This window comes from Motilibacter aurantiacus, assembly GCF_011250645.1.
Classification (GTDB): domain Bacteria; phylum Actinomycetota; class Actinomycetes; order Motilibacterales; family Motilibacteraceae; genus Motilibacter_A; species Motilibacter_A aurantiacus.
Genome location: NZ_JAANNO010000010.1, coordinates 64,061 through 80,182, shown reverse-complemented (window position 1 = coordinate 80,182; position 16,122 = coordinate 64,061). Strand labels below are relative to the sequence as shown.

16 protein-coding genes are annotated in these 16,122 nt (G+C 75.8%); 10 read left to right on the top strand and 6 right to left on the bottom strand.

What is annotated here, in order from left to right; all coding sequences use genetic code 11:
• Positions 1-65: 65 nt before the first annotated feature.
• The 3 genes from G9H72_RS16330 to rlmB are packed head-to-tail and all read left to right on the top strand — an operon-like array spanning position 66 to position 3,160.
• Entirely contained in the window at positions 66-701 is a 636-nt protein-coding gene (locus tag G9H72_RS16330; RefSeq protein ID WP_166173012.1) for an MBL fold metallo-hydrolase, read from the top strand.
• A gap of 39 nt (positions 702-740) precedes the next feature.
• Positions 741-2,168 (top strand): cysteine--tRNA ligase, encoded by a 1,428-nt coding sequence (gene cysS / locus G9H72_RS16325; protein WP_166173010.1) that lies wholly within the window; start codon positions 741-743, stop codon positions 2,166-2,168.
• 2 nt (positions 2,169-2,170) lie between these two features.
• Positions 2,171-3,160 carry a 23S rRNA (guanosine(2251)-2'-O)-methyltransferase RlmB gene (gene rlmB / locus G9H72_RS16320; protein WP_166173008.1) on the top strand — a complete coding sequence of 330 codons (990 nt, stop codon included), beginning with the start codon at positions 2,171-2,173 and terminating at the stop codon, positions 3,158-3,160.
• Between the two features lie 22 nt (positions 3,161-3,182).
• Here the strand turns inward: rlmB and G9H72_RS16315 are convergent, their stop codons facing one another.
• Positions 3,183-3,899 carry a GNAT family N-acetyltransferase gene (locus G9H72_RS16315; RefSeq protein WP_231127184.1) on the bottom strand — a complete coding sequence of 239 codons (717 nt, stop codon included), beginning with the start codon at positions 3,897-3,899 and terminating at the stop codon, positions 3,183-3,185.
• A 38-nt stretch (positions 3,900-3,937) separates the two neighbouring features.
• Here G9H72_RS16315 and G9H72_RS16310 point away from each other — a divergent pair, with 38 nt between their 5' ends.
• The 3 genes from G9H72_RS16310 to G9H72_RS16300 all read left to right on the top strand — a co-directional run bounded on the left by G9H72_RS16310 (position 3,938) and on the right by G9H72_RS16300 (position 5,875).
• Positions 3,938-4,456 (top strand): DinB family protein, encoded by a 519-nt coding sequence (locus G9H72_RS16310; protein WP_331272368.1) that lies wholly within the window; start codon positions 3,938-3,940, stop codon positions 4,454-4,456.
• 169 nt (positions 4,457-4,625) lie between these two features.
• Positions 4,626-5,273, top strand: coding sequence for a maleylpyruvate isomerase family mycothiol-dependent enzyme (locus tag G9H72_RS16305; protein ID WP_331272367.1), 648 nt, complete (start codon positions 4,626-4,628; stop codon positions 5,271-5,273).
• A 59-nt stretch (positions 5,274-5,332) separates the two neighbouring features.
• A complete protein-coding gene (locus G9H72_RS16300; RefSeq protein ID WP_166173006.1) occupies positions 5,333-5,875 on the top strand; it encodes a hypothetical protein in 543 nt (180 codons plus the stop codon).
• Positions 5,876-5,878: 3 nt separating this feature from the next.
• Here the strand turns inward: G9H72_RS16300 and G9H72_RS16295 are convergent, their stop codons facing one another.
• Positions 5,879-6,253, bottom strand: a complete 375-nt coding sequence (locus G9H72_RS16295; protein WP_166173004.1) for a winged helix-turn-helix transcriptional regulator — start codon at positions 6,251-6,253, stop codon at positions 5,879-5,881.
• 74 nt (positions 6,254-6,327) lie between these two features.
• Between G9H72_RS16295 and G9H72_RS16290 the strand changes: the two genes are divergently transcribed.
• Together G9H72_RS16290 and G9H72_RS16285 are read left to right on the top strand one after the other, a co-directional pair.
• Positions 6,328-7,335 carry a zinc-binding alcohol dehydrogenase family protein gene (locus G9H72_RS16290; protein WP_166173002.1) on the top strand — a complete coding sequence of 336 codons (1,008 nt, stop codon included), beginning with the start codon at positions 6,328-6,330 and terminating at the stop codon, positions 7,333-7,335.
• Between the two features lie 14 nt (positions 7,336-7,349).
• Positions 7,350-7,562: a hypothetical protein gene (locus tag G9H72_RS16285; RefSeq protein WP_166173000.1), complete on the top strand. Its 213-nt coding sequence runs from the start codon at positions 7,350-7,352 to the stop codon at positions 7,560-7,562.
• 21 nt (positions 7,563-7,583) lie between these two features.
• Here the strand turns inward: G9H72_RS16285 and G9H72_RS16280 are convergent, their stop codons facing one another.
• From G9H72_RS16280 to G9H72_RS16265, 4 genes are all read right to left on the bottom strand, one after another.
• Complete coding sequence (locus G9H72_RS16280; protein WP_166172998.1) at positions 7,584-8,846, bottom strand: DUF4032 domain-containing protein; 1,263 nt, start codon at positions 8,844-8,846, stop codon at positions 7,584-7,586.
• A gap of 84 nt (positions 8,847-8,930) precedes the next feature.
• The gene (locus tag G9H72_RS16275) at positions 8,931-10,031 is read right to left on the bottom strand and encodes an ABC transporter ATP-binding protein (protein WP_166172996.1); all 1,101 of its coding nucleotides are present in this window, start codon (positions 10,029-10,031) and stop codon (positions 8,931-8,933) included.
• 171 nt (positions 10,032-10,202) lie between these two features.
• Positions 10,203-10,499 carry a WXG100 family type VII secretion target gene (locus tag G9H72_RS16270; RefSeq protein ID WP_166172994.1) on the bottom strand — a complete coding sequence of 99 codons (297 nt, stop codon included), beginning with the start codon at positions 10,497-10,499 and terminating at the stop codon, positions 10,203-10,205.
• A gap of 131 nt (positions 10,500-10,630) precedes the next feature.
• Positions 10,631-14,935 carry an FtsK/SpoIIIE domain-containing protein gene (locus tag G9H72_RS16265; RefSeq protein WP_166172992.1) on the bottom strand — a complete coding sequence of 1,435 codons (4,305 nt, stop codon included), beginning with the start codon at positions 14,933-14,935 and terminating at the stop codon, positions 10,631-10,633.
• A 40-nt stretch (positions 14,936-14,975) separates the two neighbouring features.
• On the opposite strand from G9H72_RS16265, the gene G9H72_RS23125 reads away from it, so the two are divergent.
• Together G9H72_RS23125 and G9H72_RS16255 are read left to right on the top strand one after the other, a co-directional pair.
• The gene (locus tag G9H72_RS23125) at positions 14,976-15,791 is read left to right on the top strand and encodes an SURF1 family protein (RefSeq protein WP_166172990.1); all 816 of its coding nucleotides are present in this window, start codon (positions 14,976-14,978) and stop codon (positions 15,789-15,791) included.
• On the top strand, positions 15,788-16,099 hold the full coding sequence (locus tag G9H72_RS16255; RefSeq protein WP_166172988.1) for a DUF3817 domain-containing protein: 312 nt from the start codon (positions 15,788-15,790) through the stop codon (positions 16,097-16,099). The genes G9H72_RS23125 and G9H72_RS16255 overlap by 4 nt, the downstream gene beginning before the upstream one ends.
• Positions 16,100-16,122: the final 23 nt, after the last annotated feature.

Genomic DNA, 16,122 nt, shown 5'->3' with positions numbered 1-16,122 from the left:
GCCCGGGGCGGGGCGCCGGGCTCCGGCTGTGTCCCGTGTACCCGGCGTGGGTACGTTCTGGCGACGTGAAGATCACCAAGCTCGGCCACTCGTGCCTGCTCGTCGAGGAGAGCGGTGCCCGCATCCTCGTCGACCCCGGGGCCTTCTCCGCGTTCGAGGGCCTGACCGGCCTGTCCGGCGTCCTCGTCACCCATCAGCACTTCGACCACGTCGACGTGGAGAAGCTGCGCGCCCTGCTCGCGGCCAACCCGGACGCCACGCTCGTGGTGGACCCGGGCACGGCCGAGCAGCTCTCGGCCGCCGGCATCCCCGGCGCCCGGACGCTCGGCGACGGCGACACGCTCGACGTCGCCGGCGTCGAGGTGTGCGGCTTCGGGCGCGACCACGCGCCGTTCCACGCCGACGCGCCGAACATCGTCAACACCGGCTACCTGATTGCCGGCCGGCTGTTCCACCCCGGCGACGCGCTGGCCGTGCCCGGCTTCGAGGTCGAGGTCCTCGCCGTCCCGATAGTGGCGCCCTGGTCGAACATCGGGCAGACCGTCGACTTCGTCCGGGCGGTCAAGCCGAAGGTCGCGTTCCCGATCCACGACGCGATCATCGTGCCGCCGGCGTACGGCATCTTCGACAACACCGTGCAGGGGCTCGGCCCGGAGGGCACCACGTTCCGCCGCATCGACGACGAGCCGCTCGAGGTCTGAGCCGCTAGCGGGGGCGCGCGCCCTCGCTAGGCTGGTGGGATGGCCCTTCGTCTGTTCGACACCGCGACCCGGAGCCTGCGTGGCTTCGAGCCGCTCGTCCCCGGGCGAGTGGGCATCTACCTCTGTGGCGCGACGGTCCAGGCGCCGCCGCACGTCGGGCACGTCCGCAGCCAGGTCGCGTTCGACGTGCTGCGGCGCTGGCTCGCGCGTTCCGGCTTCGACGTCACGTTCGTGCGCAACGTCACGGACATCGACGACAAGATCCTGCGCCGCGGGGCGGAGGAGGGCGTCCCGTTCTGGGCCGTCGCCGCGCGCAACGAGCGGGCGTTCGAGGACGCGTACGACCTGCTCGGCTGCCTGCCGCCCACGGTGACGCCGCGTGCCACCGGGCACGTCACCGAGATGGTCGAGCTCATGGACCGGCTCATCGAGCGCGGATCGGCCTACGCGGCGGGCGGGGACGTCTACTTCGACGTCCGCTCCTACGCCGACTACGGCGCGCTGTCCGGCCAGCGGCTCGACGACGTGCAGCCGGCGGCCGACACGGACGTCGAGACGTGCAAGCGCGACCCCCGCGACTTCACGCTCTGGAAGTCCGCCAAGCCCGGTGAGCCCTCCTGGCCGACGCCGTGGGGCCGCGGCCGGCCCGGCTGGCACCTGGAGTGCTCGGCGATGGCCCGGGCCTACCTCGGCGCGGAGTTCGACATCCACTGCGGCGGCATGGACCTCGTCTTCCCGCACCACGAGAACGAGATCGCCCAGTCCAGGGCCGCCGGTGACGGGTTCGCCCGCTACTGGCTGCACAACGGCTGGGTGACGACGGCCGGGGAGAAGATGAGCAAGTCGCTCGGCAACTCGCTGCTCGTCACCGAGGTCGTCAAGCGCGTACGCCCCGTCGAGCTGCGCTTCTACCTCGCGGGCGCGCACTACCGCTCCCACCAGGAGTTCTCCGAGGAGGCGCTGCGCGAGGCGGGGGCGGCGTACTCCCGGCTCGAGGGGTTCGTGCTGCGTGCGGCCGAGCGGCTGGGGGCCGAGCCCGCGGCGTACGTCGTGGTCGCGGCGGTGCCGGACGCGTTCGCCGCCGCCATGGACGACGACCTCGGCGTCCCGGCGGCGCTGGCGGTCCTGCACGACACCGTGCGGGAGGGCAACAAGCTGCTCGCCGACGGGGCCGCGGACGGGCTGCGCGAGGTCTTCGACGCCGTGGTCTCGATGCTCGACGTGCTCGGCGTCAACCCGCTGGACGAGCAGTGGGCGTCGAGCGGCGGCTCGGACGGCCGGCTGACCGCAGCCGTCGACGCGCTCGTCGCGCTCGCGCTCGAGCAGCGGCAGGCCGCGCGGGCGCGCAAGGACTGGGCGTCGGCCGACGCCGTACGCGACCGGCTCGCCGCGGCGGGCATCGCGATCGAGGACACCCCGAGCGGGCCGCGCTGGACGCTGGCCGCGCCGGGCGAGAACGGGAGCTAGACGTGGCCGGCAACAGCAGGCGCCAGGGCGCCGTCCGCAAGACGGGCTCGAAGAAGGGCCCGACCGTCGGCTCCGGCGGGCAGCGCCGGCGCGCGCTCGAGGGCAAGGGGCCGACGCCGAAGGCCACCGAGCGCAAGGGGCACAAGGCCTCGCGCCTGGCCGCCTCGGCGGCACGGCGGGCCGCGTCGCCGAGCCCGAGCTCGCCGAAGCGTCCGTCGGGGCCCTCGGGCGCGCGTCGTGCGGGCAGGGAGGGCAACGAGCTCGTCGCCGGGCGCAACAGCGTCGTCGAGGCGCTGCGGGCGTCGATCCCCGCGACGGCGCTCTACGTCGCCGAGCGCATCGAGTCCGACGACCGGGTCAAGGAGGCGCTCAAGCTCTCCGCCGAGCTCGGGATCCCGCTGCTCGAGGCACCCCGCTCCGAGCTCGACCGGCTGACCGACGGGGCGATCCACCAGGGCCTGGCCCTGCAGGTGCCGCCCTACGACTACGCCGACGTGCCCGCCCTCGTGCGGCGTGCCCACAACAAGGGCGAGGTCCCTCTGCTGCTCGCGCTCGACGGCGTGACCGACCCGCGCAACCTCGGCGCCGTCATCCGGTCGGCCGGCGCGTTCGGCGCGCACGGCGTCGTCGTCCCCGAGCGCCGCGCCGCCGGCATGACCGCGAGCGCCTGGAAGACCGCGGCCGGCGCCGCCGCGCGCATCCCGGTGGCGCGGGCGACCAACCTGACGCGGGCTCTCGTCGCGCTCAAGGAGCAGGGCGTCTTCGTCGTGGGGCTCGACGGCAACGGCACGGTCGACGTGGGCGACCTCGAGGTGGCCGGCGACCCGATCTGCCTCGTCGTGGGCTCCGAGGGCAAGGGGCTGTCGCGGCTCGTCAAGGAGACGTGCGACCTGGTCGTGCGCATCCCCATCGCGGCCTCGACCGAGTCGCTCAACGCCGGCATCGCGGCGTCCATCGCGCTGTACGAGGTGGCCCGGCGCCGCTCGGCCTGAGGCCGGGCGCCGGGGGCGTCGCTCAGGCCGAGACGCGGAACCCGCGGAAGGTGACCTCCCGCCGGGTGCGGAACCCGAGCCGGCGGTAGAGCGTGACCGCGCCGGTGTTGTCCCCCGCGACGTGCAGGAACGGCCGCTCGCCCCGGGCGACGACGCGGGACGCGGCCTCGCTGACGAGCCGCGCGGCGAGCCCCCGGCCGCGCGCCTCGGGGGCGGTGCAGACGGCGCTGATCTCGGCCCAGCCGGGCGGGCGGAGCCGCTCGCCGCACATGGCGACCAGCCGTCCGCGGTCGCGGACGCCGAGGTAGCCGCCCAGCTCGACCGTGCGCGGCCAGAAGGGCCCGGGACGGGTACGCCCCACCAGCTCCAGCATGTCGGGCACGTCCGCCGGCCCGAGCTCGGCGATGCCGTCGGCGTCGGCGGCTGAGCGGTCGAAGCTGCCCGGGGCGGCGACCATCTGCACCCCGGGCACCGCGAACTCGGGTGCCCACCCGGCGGGCGGGGTGGCCGGGCAGCTGAAGAGGTCGGCCAGCCCGCCGCCGCCGAGCAGCCCGGCCAGGTCGGCCCAGTCGCCGGGGCGGGGGTCCGGCGGGACGGCCACGAACGTCGCCACCTCGGGGACGTATGCGGCCACCCGGCCGCGGCCGCGCGCGAGGTGGGCGTGGCGGCCGCGCAACGACGCGCCCACCGGGTCGTCGAGGACGGCTGTGGCGTCGGCGGTGTCCATGAGCTCTGTCATTGTGCCGGTGGACGCGCGAGCCGGAGGAGGTGGCAGCCGTGGGCGGCGACAGCGCGGCGCCCGGCGGGGCGGGGCAGGCCGTGCCCGGCAGCTGGGCCGTGGACCTGAGGGGGCGACTCGAGGAGCTGCTCGACGGCTACCGGGAGGCCCTCCTGGCCAGCCTGGACGGCCTGACCGAGGAGGAGGCCCGGCTCCGGCTGGTGCCGTCGAGGACGACCCTGCTCGGCCTGCTCAAGCACGTGACCTTCGTCGAGGCGGTGTGGTTCGGCCAGGCCGTCACAGGGCGGCCGCTGCGCGAGCTCGGGGTGGCGAGCACGCCCGACCGCTCGTTCACGCTGCACGCCTCCGACACCATCGCCTCCGTGCAAGCGGCGTACCGCGCGCGTTGCGCGGAGTCCCGGGCGGCCCTGGCCGTGCTCCCGCTGGACGCCCGGGTGAGCGGGCGCGGTGACCGCGACGTGTGGGCGCTCGTGCTGCAGGTCCTGCGCGAGCTGGCCCAGCACGCCGGGCACGCGGACATCCTGCGCGAGCAGGTCCTGGCCAGGCGCGACTCCTGAAGGAGGGCCCGGCTCAGCCTGCGACTGCCTCCTGCACCTCGTCCTCGCAGTCGAGCCGCCTGCGGTAGTGCCCGGTCTTGTCCTGCGCCGGCCCGAGGTCGAGCCGCTGGCGGTGGCGGCGCGAGGCGGGCAGTATGCGAGGACTGCTGCACCCGCATCGGAGGCCTCCGTGACGGCAAGCCCGACGACGGACAGCGTGTTCGCCCTCGTCGCCGATCGCCGCCGGCAGGTCGCCGACCTGGTCGAGATGCTGGACGAGCGGCAGCTCGCCACGCCCAGCCTCTGCGTGGGGTGGGACGTGCGCACGGTCGCCGCCCACCTGACCGAGTCCGCGGCTCCGAACGTGCCCGGCATGCTGCTGGCGGTGCTGCGCGCCGGCGGGCGGCCTCACCGCGCGAACGCGGAGCTCGCCCGCCGGTCCGCTCAGCGGTCGGCGCGGGAGATCGCCGACCGGCTTCGGCAGCGGGCCGACAGCAGGTTCGCGCCGCCGTTCGCCGGGCCGCGCGCCCCGCTCACCGAGGTCCTCGTGCACGAGGGCGACATCCGGCTGCCGCTCGGGCTGGCGTACGAGCCGGGGCCGGAGCACGTCCGCCCGGCCCTGGAGTTCCTCGCCACCGGCCGGCCGGTCGGGTTCGTGCCACGCGGCCGGCTCGCCGCGCTGCGCCTCGACGCCCACGACCTGGGGCAGGCGTGGGGGAGCGGTGCGCTGGTGCGCGGCCGCGGCATCGACCTGGTGCTGGCGGCGTGCGGTCGGCCGGCGGCCCTGCGAGACGCGGAGGGGGAGGGCGTGGGCCTGCTGCGGGAACGGCTCGGCTGAGACGGCTCGCGGCCCAGCCGTTCGCCGGCCGGTCACCTTGCTGTGCTACTCCCTGGGCCATGCGCACCGCCCGTGCCCTCGCGGCCGTCACCGTCCTGCCCGTCCTGCTCGCCATCGCCCCGGCTGCCTCCGCCGCTCCCGTCGAGCCGGCTGCGGCCAAGAAGCCCCGGTCCGCGTACGTGGCCGCCCCGGCGTACCCCGACACCAGGCTCGCGATCACCGTCAAGGGCACGCCGACGGTCAACAGCGTGGCCACCGTCGTCGTGTCCGGCTCGGTGACGCAGGCCGACCCCGACCTGCCGATCGACTACACGCTCAGCCTCTTCGTGCAGGACCCCGCGGTCGTCGGGCCGTGCCCGCGCAGCTACGCGGACGAGCTGCAGAACGTGATCAACCTCGGCGGGGACATCGCGCACATCGCCCGCGGCCTCGACGTCGGGGCGGACGGGCGCTTCGCCAAGACGGTGAGGTACCGCACCGGGTCACTGCGCAGGATCCAGCTGTGCGCCTACGTCCGCTACATCACCGACGACGCGGCGGTCTCCTCGCTCAGGTGGACGCTGGCGCCCAGGCCGAAGGCCAAGCCGCGCAGGAGCCGGTAGCGCCTACCGCTCGGGGAACCGGTCGATGTTCTCCTCCACCCACGCCCGGAGCGCGGCCAGCGGCCGGCACGCGTCCGCGCCGAGCGGCGTGAGCGAGTACTCCACGTGCAGCGGCACGGCCGGGTAGACGGTCCGGTCGACCAGCCCGGCGTCCTCGAGGCGCCGCAGCACGGCGGTGAGCACCTTCGGGCTGACCCCCTCGAGCCGTCGCTTGACCGCGCCGAAGCGCTGCGGCCCGTCCTCCAGCGCGCCGAGCGCCAGCGCGCTCCACTTGTCCGCGAGCAGGTCGAGGACGGAGCGGCACGGGCAGTTCGCGGCGTACACGTCCTTCGGGCCGCAGGTAGGGGCGTGCGCGGGAGCGGAGGCGAGGACCGTCATGCGCCAACCGTAGTACCCGAAGGGAACTAGGTGCTGTTGCGGGTAACCAGGCACCCGGACGTAGCGTCGCCGGCATGCAGACCCCCACGACGACCCAGGCCGTCGCCTACCTGAACAACGGCCCGATCGACGCACCCGGCTCGCTCGTCGACGTCGAGCTGGAGGTGCCCGCCCCAGGCCCGCACGACCTGCTCGTCGAAGTCCGCGCGGTGTCGGTCAACCCCGTGGACGTCAAGGTCCGCGCGTCCTCGGACCCCGGCGGCACTCCCAAGGTCCTCGGGTACGACGCGGCGGGCGTCGTGGTCGCGGTGGGCTCGCAGGTGTCGGCCTACCGAGCCGGGGACGAGGTCTACTACGCCGGCAGCATCGGCCGGCCGGGCACGAACTCGATTCACCACCTGGTGGACGAGCGCATCGTCGGGCGCAAGCCGCGCACCCTCGACTTCGCCGAGGCCGCGGCCCTGCCGCTGACCAGCATCACCGCGTGGGAGGTGCTCTTCGACCGGCTGGGCCTCGACAGCGGCAGCGCCGGGACCCTCCTCGTCGTCGGCGCCGCGGGCGGGGTCGGCTCGATGATCCTGCAGCTCGCGCACCGGCTCCCCGGTGTCCGCGTCATCGCCGCGGCGTCCCGGCCGGAGTCCGTGCAGTGGGTGCGCGGCCTCGGCGCCGACGAGGTCGTCGACTCCCGCGACTTCGTCGACGAGGTGAAGCGGCTCGCGCCCGACGGCGTCGACTGGGTCTTCTCGGCGTTCTCGGACGGCAACGCGGAGAAGTTCGCCGAGGTGCTCAAGGTGCGCGGTGAGGTCGTCGCCATCGACGACCCGGTCGGGCTGGACCTCATGCCGTTGAAGGCCAAGAGCCAGACCTGGCACTGGGAGCTGATGTTCACGCGCCCGCTGTTCGAGCCGGAGAGCGCCTACCAGCGCGAGCTGCTCGACGAGGTGGCGCGCCTGGTCGACGACGGCGCCGTGCGCACCACGCTCACCCGGAAGCTGTCGCCGCTCAACGCGGCCAGCCTGCGCGAGGCGCACCGGGCAGTGGAGACGTCGGCGACCATCGGGAAGATCGTGGTCGCGGGCTGAGCCTGCCGGCGGCGGTGAGCGGGCCGCGCAGGCCGCCCCCAGCCGGGGCTGGGGCGACGAGCCGCTTCCCGGAGGGCTCGTCCGGGCCGTTCGGTGAGGAGACCCCCGGCCCGTGGCTCGGCCTGGAGGACGCGGCGTACGACCGGCTGCACTTCCGCCGCGGGCATGCGGACCGCGGGACGTTGAGCCCGGAGGGCTGGTTCGACGTCCACGCCAGGCTCGGCTGACCCCCCGGGCCCGGCGCGGGGTCACTCCTCCGGCTCGGCCCCGACCGCCGGCTCGAGCAACGAGCTGAAGTCGTCCCCGATCTCCATGACCGCCAGCTCGTCGCGCTTGGCGGGCAGCACGTCGCGGATGTACGAGGCCAGCGCCTGGTCCAGGCCGACGTCGCGCCGCGCCTTCTCCGACAGGAACCACCGGTGCTCGAGCACCTCGTGGAACACCTGGGCCGGCTCGAGCTTCCCCCTCAGGTCGGGCGGGATCGCCTGCACCACCGGCTCGTAGACGTTGAGCAGCCACTCGTGCGCCACGATCTCCTCGGACTCGCCCTGCCGGTCGCACTCCACGGCGTACTGGTCGAGGTCGTTGAGCAGCCGGCGGGCCTGGTTCTCCTCGACGTCGAGGCCGGTGAGCCGCAGCAGCCGCCGTGAGTGGTGGCCGGCGTCCACGACCTTCGGCTGGATGTGGACGGTCGCTCCGTCGAAGTCGGTCACGATCTGCAGCTCGCCGACGTCGAAGCCGAGCTCGTTGAGCCGCTCGACCCGCTGGTTGATCCGGTAGCGCTCGTCGAAGTCGACCGTCTGCTCGCCGGTCAGCTCGTCCCACAGCCGCAGGTAGCGCCGCTCGATCGCGTTGCCGAGGTGCACGACGTCCACGTCCTCGTCGACCAGGCCGCCGGCCTGCAGGTCCATCAGCTCGCCGATGATGTTGACCCGCGCGGTCTCGATGTCCATCTCGCGCTGGCCGCGGCTGAGCGTGTCGTGCAGCTCGCCGGTCTCGGCGTCGACGAGGTACGCGGCGAACGCGCCGGCGTCCCGCCGGAAGAGCGTGTTCGACAGCGAGCAGTCGCCCCAGTAGAGCCCGGCCAGGTGCAGCCGGACGAACAGCGCGGTCAGGGCGTCGAGCAGCCGGTTGCCGGTGTCGGGGCGCAGGGTCTGGGAGAAGACCGCGCGGTAGGGGAGCGAGAACTGCAGGTGCTTGGTGACCAGCGCCGCCATCAGCTCCTCGCCGTCCTCGCCGATACGCCCGTCGACCACCGCCACCGGCTCCACGCTCGGGACGTCGAGGCGCTGCAGGTCGCGCAGCAGGCGGTACTCCCGCACGGCGAACCGCCCGGTCACCTCCTTGACGGCGTACACCGTGCCCTCGACACGGACGAACCGCACGACGTGCCGCGAGATCCCGCGGGGGAGCGGGACGAGCAGGCTCTCCGGCCACTCCTCGAGCGGCGTCGACCACGGCAGGTCGAGCAGGAGCTGGGCGTCACGGACGGCCGTGATCTGGAGGGCCACGGCTCCATTGTGCGCGCCCCCGGGCGACGCGAAAGGGCCGCCCCGGCAGCTGCCGGGACGGCCCCTCCGCGCGAGCGGGTGTGCTCAGAAGTCGATGCGGTTGCCGCTCGACACCGAGAACAGGTGCTCCTCGTTCTGGTTGATGCGCACGTAGATCTGCGAGCCCTTGTCCGGCACGGCGCGCGGCTCGACCCGGACGATGACGTCGGTACGGCCGGTGGGGCCGCCCTGCGCGTCGAGGAAGCTGCAGTAGGCGTGCGCCTCCGCGCCGAGCTCCTCGACGACGTTGACCATGACGGGGAAGGCGCCGGGGGTGCCCTGCGGCACCACCGTGAGCGACTCGGGCCGGTACCCGACCGTCACCTCGCGCTCGCCGCCGAGCTGGTCCAGCGCCACGCGCGGCAGCGGCAGGACCGCGCCGTGGCCGAGGTCGGCGCCCTCGGCGGTCACCGGGAACTGCGTGAGGTTCATGGCGGGCGAGCCGATGAAGCCGGCGACGAAGACGTTCGCGGGCCTCTCGTACATGTGCCGGGGCGAGTCCACCTGCTGCAGCACGCCGTCCTTGAGCACCGCGACGCGGTCGCCCATCGTCATGGCCTCGACCTGGTCGTGCGTGACGTAGACGGTCGTGACGCCGAGGCGGCGCTGCAGCGAGGCGATCTGCGTGCGGGTCTGGACCCGGAGCTTGGCGTCGAGGTTCGACAGCGGCTCGTCCATGAGGAAGACCTGCGGCTGGCGGACGATCGCGCGGCCCATCGCGACCCGCTGGCGCTGGCCGCCGGAGAGCGCCTTCGGCTTGCGGTCGAGGTACTCCTCGAGGTCGAGCAGCTTGGCGGCCTCGCGGACACGGTTGGCGCGCTCCTCCTTGCCGACCCCGGCGATCTTGAGCGCGAAGCCCATGTTCTCGGCGACGGACATGTGCGGGTAGAGCGCGTAGTTCTGGAACACCATGGCGATGTCCCGGTCCTTCGGCGGCAGGTCGGTGACGTCCTTGTTGCCGACGAAGATGTTGCCGGAGTTGACCTCCTCCAGGCCGGCCAGCATGCGCAGCGAGGTGGACTTGCCGCAGCCGGACGGGCCGACGAGGACGAGGAACTCGCCGTCGCCGATCTCGAGCTGGTTGACCGCTGGCTTCTCCTGCCCGGGATAGACCCGGGTGGCCTTGCGGAAGGAAACGGGCGCCATGGGGTGTCCTCTCACCGGCAGGAACGTGCCGGACGATCCGAGTGAGTGGCGGGGCGCGGGCGAGGGCCGCCCGCGCTGATCGAAGCGTACGAGCCGGACCGGCCCCCTGCCCACCAGGGAACGCCTCGGACGCCCGATCCACCCGCCACCCGCCCCGGGCGGCCGCCCTGCTCAGCGGGCCAGGGCCGCCGCGAGCTCCTGGTCGGCCTGCTGGAAGGTCCGGGCGGCGGCGTCGAGGTAGGCGCCCATGCCCTCCAGGCCGGTGATCACCTTCGTCACGCCGGTGTCGAACTCGGTGTAGGCCCCCGAGAACGCCTTGCTCGAGCTGTCGGTGACGTAGCCGCCCGTGACGAGCGCGTCCACCTGCCGCTTCAGCGCGCGCAGCGTCGTCTCGATGTCGCTCTGGCCCTTGCGCAGGTCCTTCGCGGCGGTCTGCATGTCCTGGTACGTGACGTTGACGTTCGCCATGCCGTGTCTCCTCCTCGCGTCGGTGCGCGCGGCCCCGGCCCGGGCGGGCAGGGCATCCGCGTCGACGACGGCGATCCTGGCCGCAACCGGGCCCTGCGCGCGGGCGCCGTCCACAGGCCCGGGACGTGCCCTCAGGGAGCCGGCACCTGCAGGGTGAGCAGCCGGCCGTCGCCGAGCTGAGCCAGCGCCCGGCCGGGCCGGACGGGGCCGCCGACCAGCCCGCGGGGGAGGCGTACGCCGATGAGGTCCCCGTCGGCCAGGCCCTGCGGGGCGAGCAGCACCCCGCACCGGGCCTTGCGCAGCTCGACCTGCCATCCGCTGAACCCGGCGAACCCCTCGTCGACCGAGCCGGCCGCGACCACGGCCCGCCCGCCGTCGGCTGCCTCCCGCACGGCGTCGAGCAGCACCTCGCGCGCGGGGCAGTCGCGCAGCAGGTCGGCGTCGTCGAGCAGCAGCGCCCCGCGCCCCGGCGCGAGCCGGCCGAGCGCGGACGCGAGGGTGGCCGCCGGGAGGGCGGCGTCCTCGAGCACCTGCACGACGCCCGGCCGCCCGGCGAGGGCGCGCAGCGGGGACGCCCGCGGCGCGACGAGCACCAGGCCGGTGCCCCCCGCCAGCAGCGACCGGGCCATCGTGAGCAGCACCGTCGAGCGCCCGGAGCGGGGTGGCCCCGCGACGAGGAAGCCCCCGGCCCCGGCGGACAGGTCCGGCCCCTGCGCCGCGAGCGTGTCGCCGCCGACCCCGACGAGCGCGTGCTGCGGCAGCCAGCCCTCCGGGCGCAGCTGCCAGGCCTGCTCGAAGGACACCCGGGCGGGCAGAGCGTCGACCCGCGGCGGGCGCGACGCGGCGGGAAGGGCGGCGTCCCGCCGGGCCAGCCGCTCGCCCAGCCGGCGCAGGGCGGCCGCCTGCTCCCGTCCGGACAGGGCCCCGTCGAGGAGCGCGACCTGCACCGGCTCGGCGGAGTCCGAGCGCAGCGCCCGGCCCGCGGGTAGCCCGTCGGGCGGCAGGCAGCGCGGCGACACCCCGGCCAGCGCGTAGTCGGCGGGGTCGGCGAGCCGCAGCAACAGCTTGTCCTCGATCGCTGCCCCGACCCGCCCGAGCAGCAGGCTCCGGTCGCCCGCGACCACGACGTGCAGCCCGACGCTCGCGCCCTCGCGCAGCAGCGCCGTGACCTCGTCGACCAGCCGGCCGCCGTCGGCCTCGCCGAGCGCCGCGACGAGGCCCTCCCACCGGTCGACCAGCAGCACCACGTGCGGCAGCCGCAGGCCGGCGGGCTCGCCCGCGCGCTGCTCGCCGATGTCGGCGTAGCCGCCGGCCGCCAGCGCCTCCTGCCGGCGCCGGGCCTCGCCGGCCAGGTGGGCGAGCAGCCGGGCCGCGCGCTCGGGCTCGGCCCGTCCCACCACCGCTCCGCAGTGCGGGAGCTCCACGAGCCCCTGCAGCCCGCCGCCCCCGCAGTCCAGCGCGTACAGGTGCAGGTCGGCCGACGGGTGCGCGGTCGCCAGGGCGGCCGCCAGCGTGCGCAGGGCGGTGGTGCGCCCGGAGCGCGGCGCGCCCACCACGCCCAGGTGCCCGAAGGACGCGAGCGCCACGGCGGCCGGCTCCTGGGCCTGCGCAGCCGGCCGGTCGAGCAGGCCGTACGCCGCCGCGCCCGCCACGCCGGGCAGGCCGTCCAGCGCGAGCGCCTCCGGCAGCGGGGGCAGCCAGGGGCGCCGCGGCGGCCGGGACCCCGCCTGCGCCGCCGCGTCCCGGACCGCCGCCACGAGGGCCGACAGGTCGGTCACCGCCGTCGCCGCGGCCGCGGCGGGCTGCCCGGGCGCCGGCCACGGGCGGGCCAGCGCGGCGCGGTCGAAAGGGAGCACCCGCGGCGGCTGCTCGGCCGTGGCGCGCGGCGGCGTGCCGCCCACCCGGGCCGCCTGGAACGGGACGAGCGAGGCGTGGCCGAGGCGGGCGTACGCGCGCCCCGGCAGCTGCCGGGGGATCCGCCCCGCGTCCGGGGCGTCGATGACGTCCCCGCTCTCGGCGCCGTCGGTCATGCGGAGCGCGATGCGCACGTTGGTGTTCGCCCGGATCTCCGGCGACACCGCGCCGGACGGGCGCTGTGTCGCCAGCACCAGCGAGATCCCCAGCGAGCGCCCCCGCTGGGCGATGTCGACGAGCCCGGTCACGAAGCCGGGCAGCTCACGGGCCAGCGACGCGAACTCGTCGATCACGATCAGCAGCCGCGGCAGCGGCTCGGCGCCGTCCCCCCGCGCGAGGTGGTCGTCCACGTCCTTGGCGCCCGCGGCGGCCAGCAGGTGCTCGCGGCGTACGAGCTCGGCCCGCAGCGAGGCCAGTGCCCGCTCCACGAGCGAGCCGTCGAGGTCGGTGACCATGCCGACGGTGTGCGGCAGCGCGGCGCAGTCGGCGAAGGCCGCGCCGCCCTTGTAGTCCACGAGGACGAACGACACCCGCTCCGGCGGGTACGACGCGGCGAGCGTCGCGACGAGGGTCTGCAGCAGCTCGGACTTGCCGGCGCCCGTCGTGCCGGCCACGAGCGCGTGCGGGCCGTCGCGGCCCAGGTCGACGGCGAACGGGCCGTCGAGCGCCTCGCCGAGCACGGCGAGCGTGCGCGCGCCGGCACGGGCCCAGCGCGCGCGTACCCCCTCCGGGGTCGGCGGGTCGAGCCCGAGCACCTCGAGCAGCCGGCTCGCGGGCGGCAGGGCGGCCTCCGCTGCGTCGCGTGCCCCCTCCCGCAGCGGGGCCAGCGCCCGGGCCACCTCCTCGCACCAGGCCGGGGCCACCGCGTCGGGGAGGACGGCGCCGACGTCCGGCCCGTGCTGCTCGGCCACCCGGAGCAGGCCGTCCGGCCCCGGTGACACGACGGCCCGGCACTCGGCCGGGAGCAGCCGCTCCTCCGCCTCGACGCACACGACGTGGACCCGGGCACCCGGCCCGTCCCGCAGGGCCTGCACGAGCCCGGGCAGCGGGCGCAGCCGGCGCGCGCCGTCGACCACCACGAGCAGCGCCGGCTCGTCCAGCACCTGCGCGGCCGCCACCGGGTCTCGCGCCTGCGTGCGCCGGGCGACCAACGCCGCCAGCTCGGCCAGCCGACGGGCCACGTCCTCGGCCTCGACCGCCAGCAGCACCGCGCAGTCCTGGCCCAGCGAGGGCCGGCAGTGCGGCAGCCACCGCGCCCACTCCCAGTCGGCGGCCGTGTCGCGGCCGGCGAGCACGAGGACCTGCAGGTCCCCCGGAGGGTGCAGGGCGGCGGCCTGCAGGGCCAGCCAGGAGGCGGTGCCTCGCGCGCCCGGGCCGGCCACCCCGATCACGCCGTGACGGGCGAGCGCCACGCCCACGGGCACGCCGTCCAGCTCCAGCGGCACCCGCCGACGGTGCTCCTCGCGGTCGGGGTCCTCGAGCGTGACCTCGGCGGGGACGACGCCGGTGCCCACCCGCAGCAGCAGGAAGTCCGGGTCCTCGCGCCGCCGCTCCCACAGCCGTCGCCCCGGCCCGAGCGCGGCCGCCCGGACGGCGACCGGGTCGGGCAAGCCGTCCCGCCGGGCCGTGCGCTCGGCCGCCAGCGCGGCCTCCGCGTCGGCCATCACGGCCGCCCGCCGCTCCGCGTGCTCGCGCACGAGCGCACGGTGCGACCGGCGGCCCGCGCGCCGGTCCGCGACTGCGCCGGCGAGCAGCGTCACCGGGCTGAGCAGGCCGAACAGCAGGTAGCGGGGGCTCCCCGCCGACCAGGCGAGCACGACGGACAGCGCGAGCGGCAGCAACGCCATGAGGACGGGCAGCGGGCGGCGCTGGGGCTCGGCGGGCGCCCGCGGCAGCCGGTACGCGGTCGTGCCCGCGGCCGGCAGCAGCCGCGGCGGGCGGCTCACCTCGAGCCCGCCGTCCGCAGCCGGGTGGACGTCCAGCGCGGGGGACCGCGGCGGGCCGACCGCCAGCAGGCAGCTCCCGGACCGCAGGAAGGCGCCCGCAGCCCATCCGGCCTCCCCGGCCAGGGGGCTGCCGTCGAGGGACCCGTCCCCGTGCACCGTGCACGAGCCGTCCGGCGCCACGTCGAGCTCCAGGCCGCCCGGTGCGGCTCCGGGCAGCGTCACCCCGGCGGCGGCGGAAGGGCCCACGCGTACGCGCCCGGGCGCGAGGCCGGCCACCGTGCCGGCCCCCACTCCGCCGACCACCCGCAGCTCGAGCACGGACGGCGGCAGCGGCCACTCCGCGGGCGCGTCCAGCCCGACCAGGGCCCCGTCGTGCAGCGGCGAGCCGGCGAGCGGCTCGGCCCGTCCCACCGGCCGGCCCGCGACGTACGCGGTGGCCGGGCCCGCCGCCGACCCGCGCAGCCGTGCGGCGAGCAGGTCGACCACCTCGCCGACGGGCGAGCCCGCGGGCGCGTCCACGATCACGTCGCACCCCTGCCGCGTGGCGGGGTCGACGACGGTGAGGGTGACGCGCACCGCACCGGATCCTGCCGCAGTCCCGGGTAGCGTTTCCGGCGTGAGCCGGCGGCTGTGGACAACGAGCGCGCTGGTGCTCCATGCCCTGCTGGCCGTGGTCCTGGTCGCGTTCGGCTGGCTGGGCTCCTGGCAGCTGGAGCGCTTCCTGGACAAGGCGCGCGGGACGGTCGTCGTGCGCGACGACCCCGCCGTGCCGCTGACGGCCCTCGCCCGGCCCGGCCAGGAGGAGGTGTCCGAGAGCGCCCTGGGACGGCTCGTGACCGTCGAGGGCGAGTACCTCCCCGGCGGGCAGCTGCTCCTGCCCGACCGCGAGCTGCGGGGGCGGCAGGGCTACTGGCTGCTCGCGCCGCTGCGGGCCGCAGCCGGCGGCGACGTCGTGCCGGTCGTGCGCGGCTGGGTCGAGAGCCCTGACGCGGCCGCCGCCGACCTCCCGTCCGGCCCGGTGACCCTGACCGGCCGGGTGCAGCCCGCCGAGCCCGTCGACGACGTCGGCGACGAGGGCCTGCCCGCGGGCCAGGTGCTCGCCGCGAGCCCCGTGGAGCTGCTCGCGACGGTGCAGGCCCCGCTCTACAACCTGCTGGTCGTCGCGGCGTCGGAGGCCCCGCGCGTCGCGGCCGCGCCGGAGCCGGTGGAGCTGTGGGTGCACCGGCCGGGGGGCGGCTTCCCCCTGCAGAACTTCGCGTACGCGATCCAGTGGTGGGTCTTCGCCGCCTTCGCCGTCTTCATGTGGTGGCGCTTCCTGCCCGAGGCCGACGACAGCCCACCTGCGGGCAGCAGGCACGACAGCGAGGCCGGCATCCCGGCCGGAACAACCGCCGGCGACCGGCCGGCCGAGCCCCTGAGGACATCGTCGTGAGCTCTGCCCTGAAGCGCTACCGAGTCATGGCCTACATCGTCGGCGTGATGCTGCTGATCCTCGTCCTCGTGGCGATGCCGGTCCGCTACATCGGGGGCCACCCGGAGTTCTCCGAGACGTTCTCGCCCATCCACGGCGCCTGCTACATCGCCTACCTGATCGTGGCGTTCGACCTGGGGATGAAGGCGCGCTGGTCCAAGCCGCGGATCGTCGCGGTCCTGCTGGCCGGGGCCGTCCCGTTCCTCTCGTTCGTGGTCGAGCGCCGCGTCACCCGGGACGCCGAGGCAGCGATCCGCGCGGGGGCCTGAGCGCGTCGGGGTCGGTACCCTCG

Coding starts and splice junctions, on each gene's coding strand:
- cysS (WP_166173010.1), top strand. CDS start 741: ATGGCCCTTCGTCTGTTCGACACCGCGACCCGGAGCCTGCGTGGCTTC.
- G9H72_RS16315 (WP_231127184.1), bottom strand. CDS start 3,899: ATGACAGAGCTCATGGACACCGCCGACGCCACAGCCGTCCTCGACGAC.
- G9H72_RS16300 (WP_166173006.1), top strand. CDS start 5,333: ATGCGCACCGCCCGTGCCCTCGCGGCCGTCACCGTCCTGCCCGTCCTG.
- G9H72_RS16295 (WP_166173004.1), bottom strand. CDS start 6,253: ATGACGGTCCTCGCCTCCGCTCCCGCGCACGCCCCTACCTGCGGCCCG.
- G9H72_RS16290 (WP_166173002.1), top strand. CDS start 6,328: ATGCAGACCCCCACGACGACCCAGGCCGTCGCCTACCTGAACAACGGC.
- G9H72_RS16275 (WP_166172996.1), bottom strand. CDS start 10,031: ATGGCGCCCGTTTCCTTCCGCAAGGCCACCCGGGTCTATCCCGGGCAG.
- G9H72_RS16270 (WP_166172994.1), bottom strand. CDS start 10,499: ATGGCGAACGTCAACGTCACGTACCAGGACATGCAGACCGCCGCGAAG.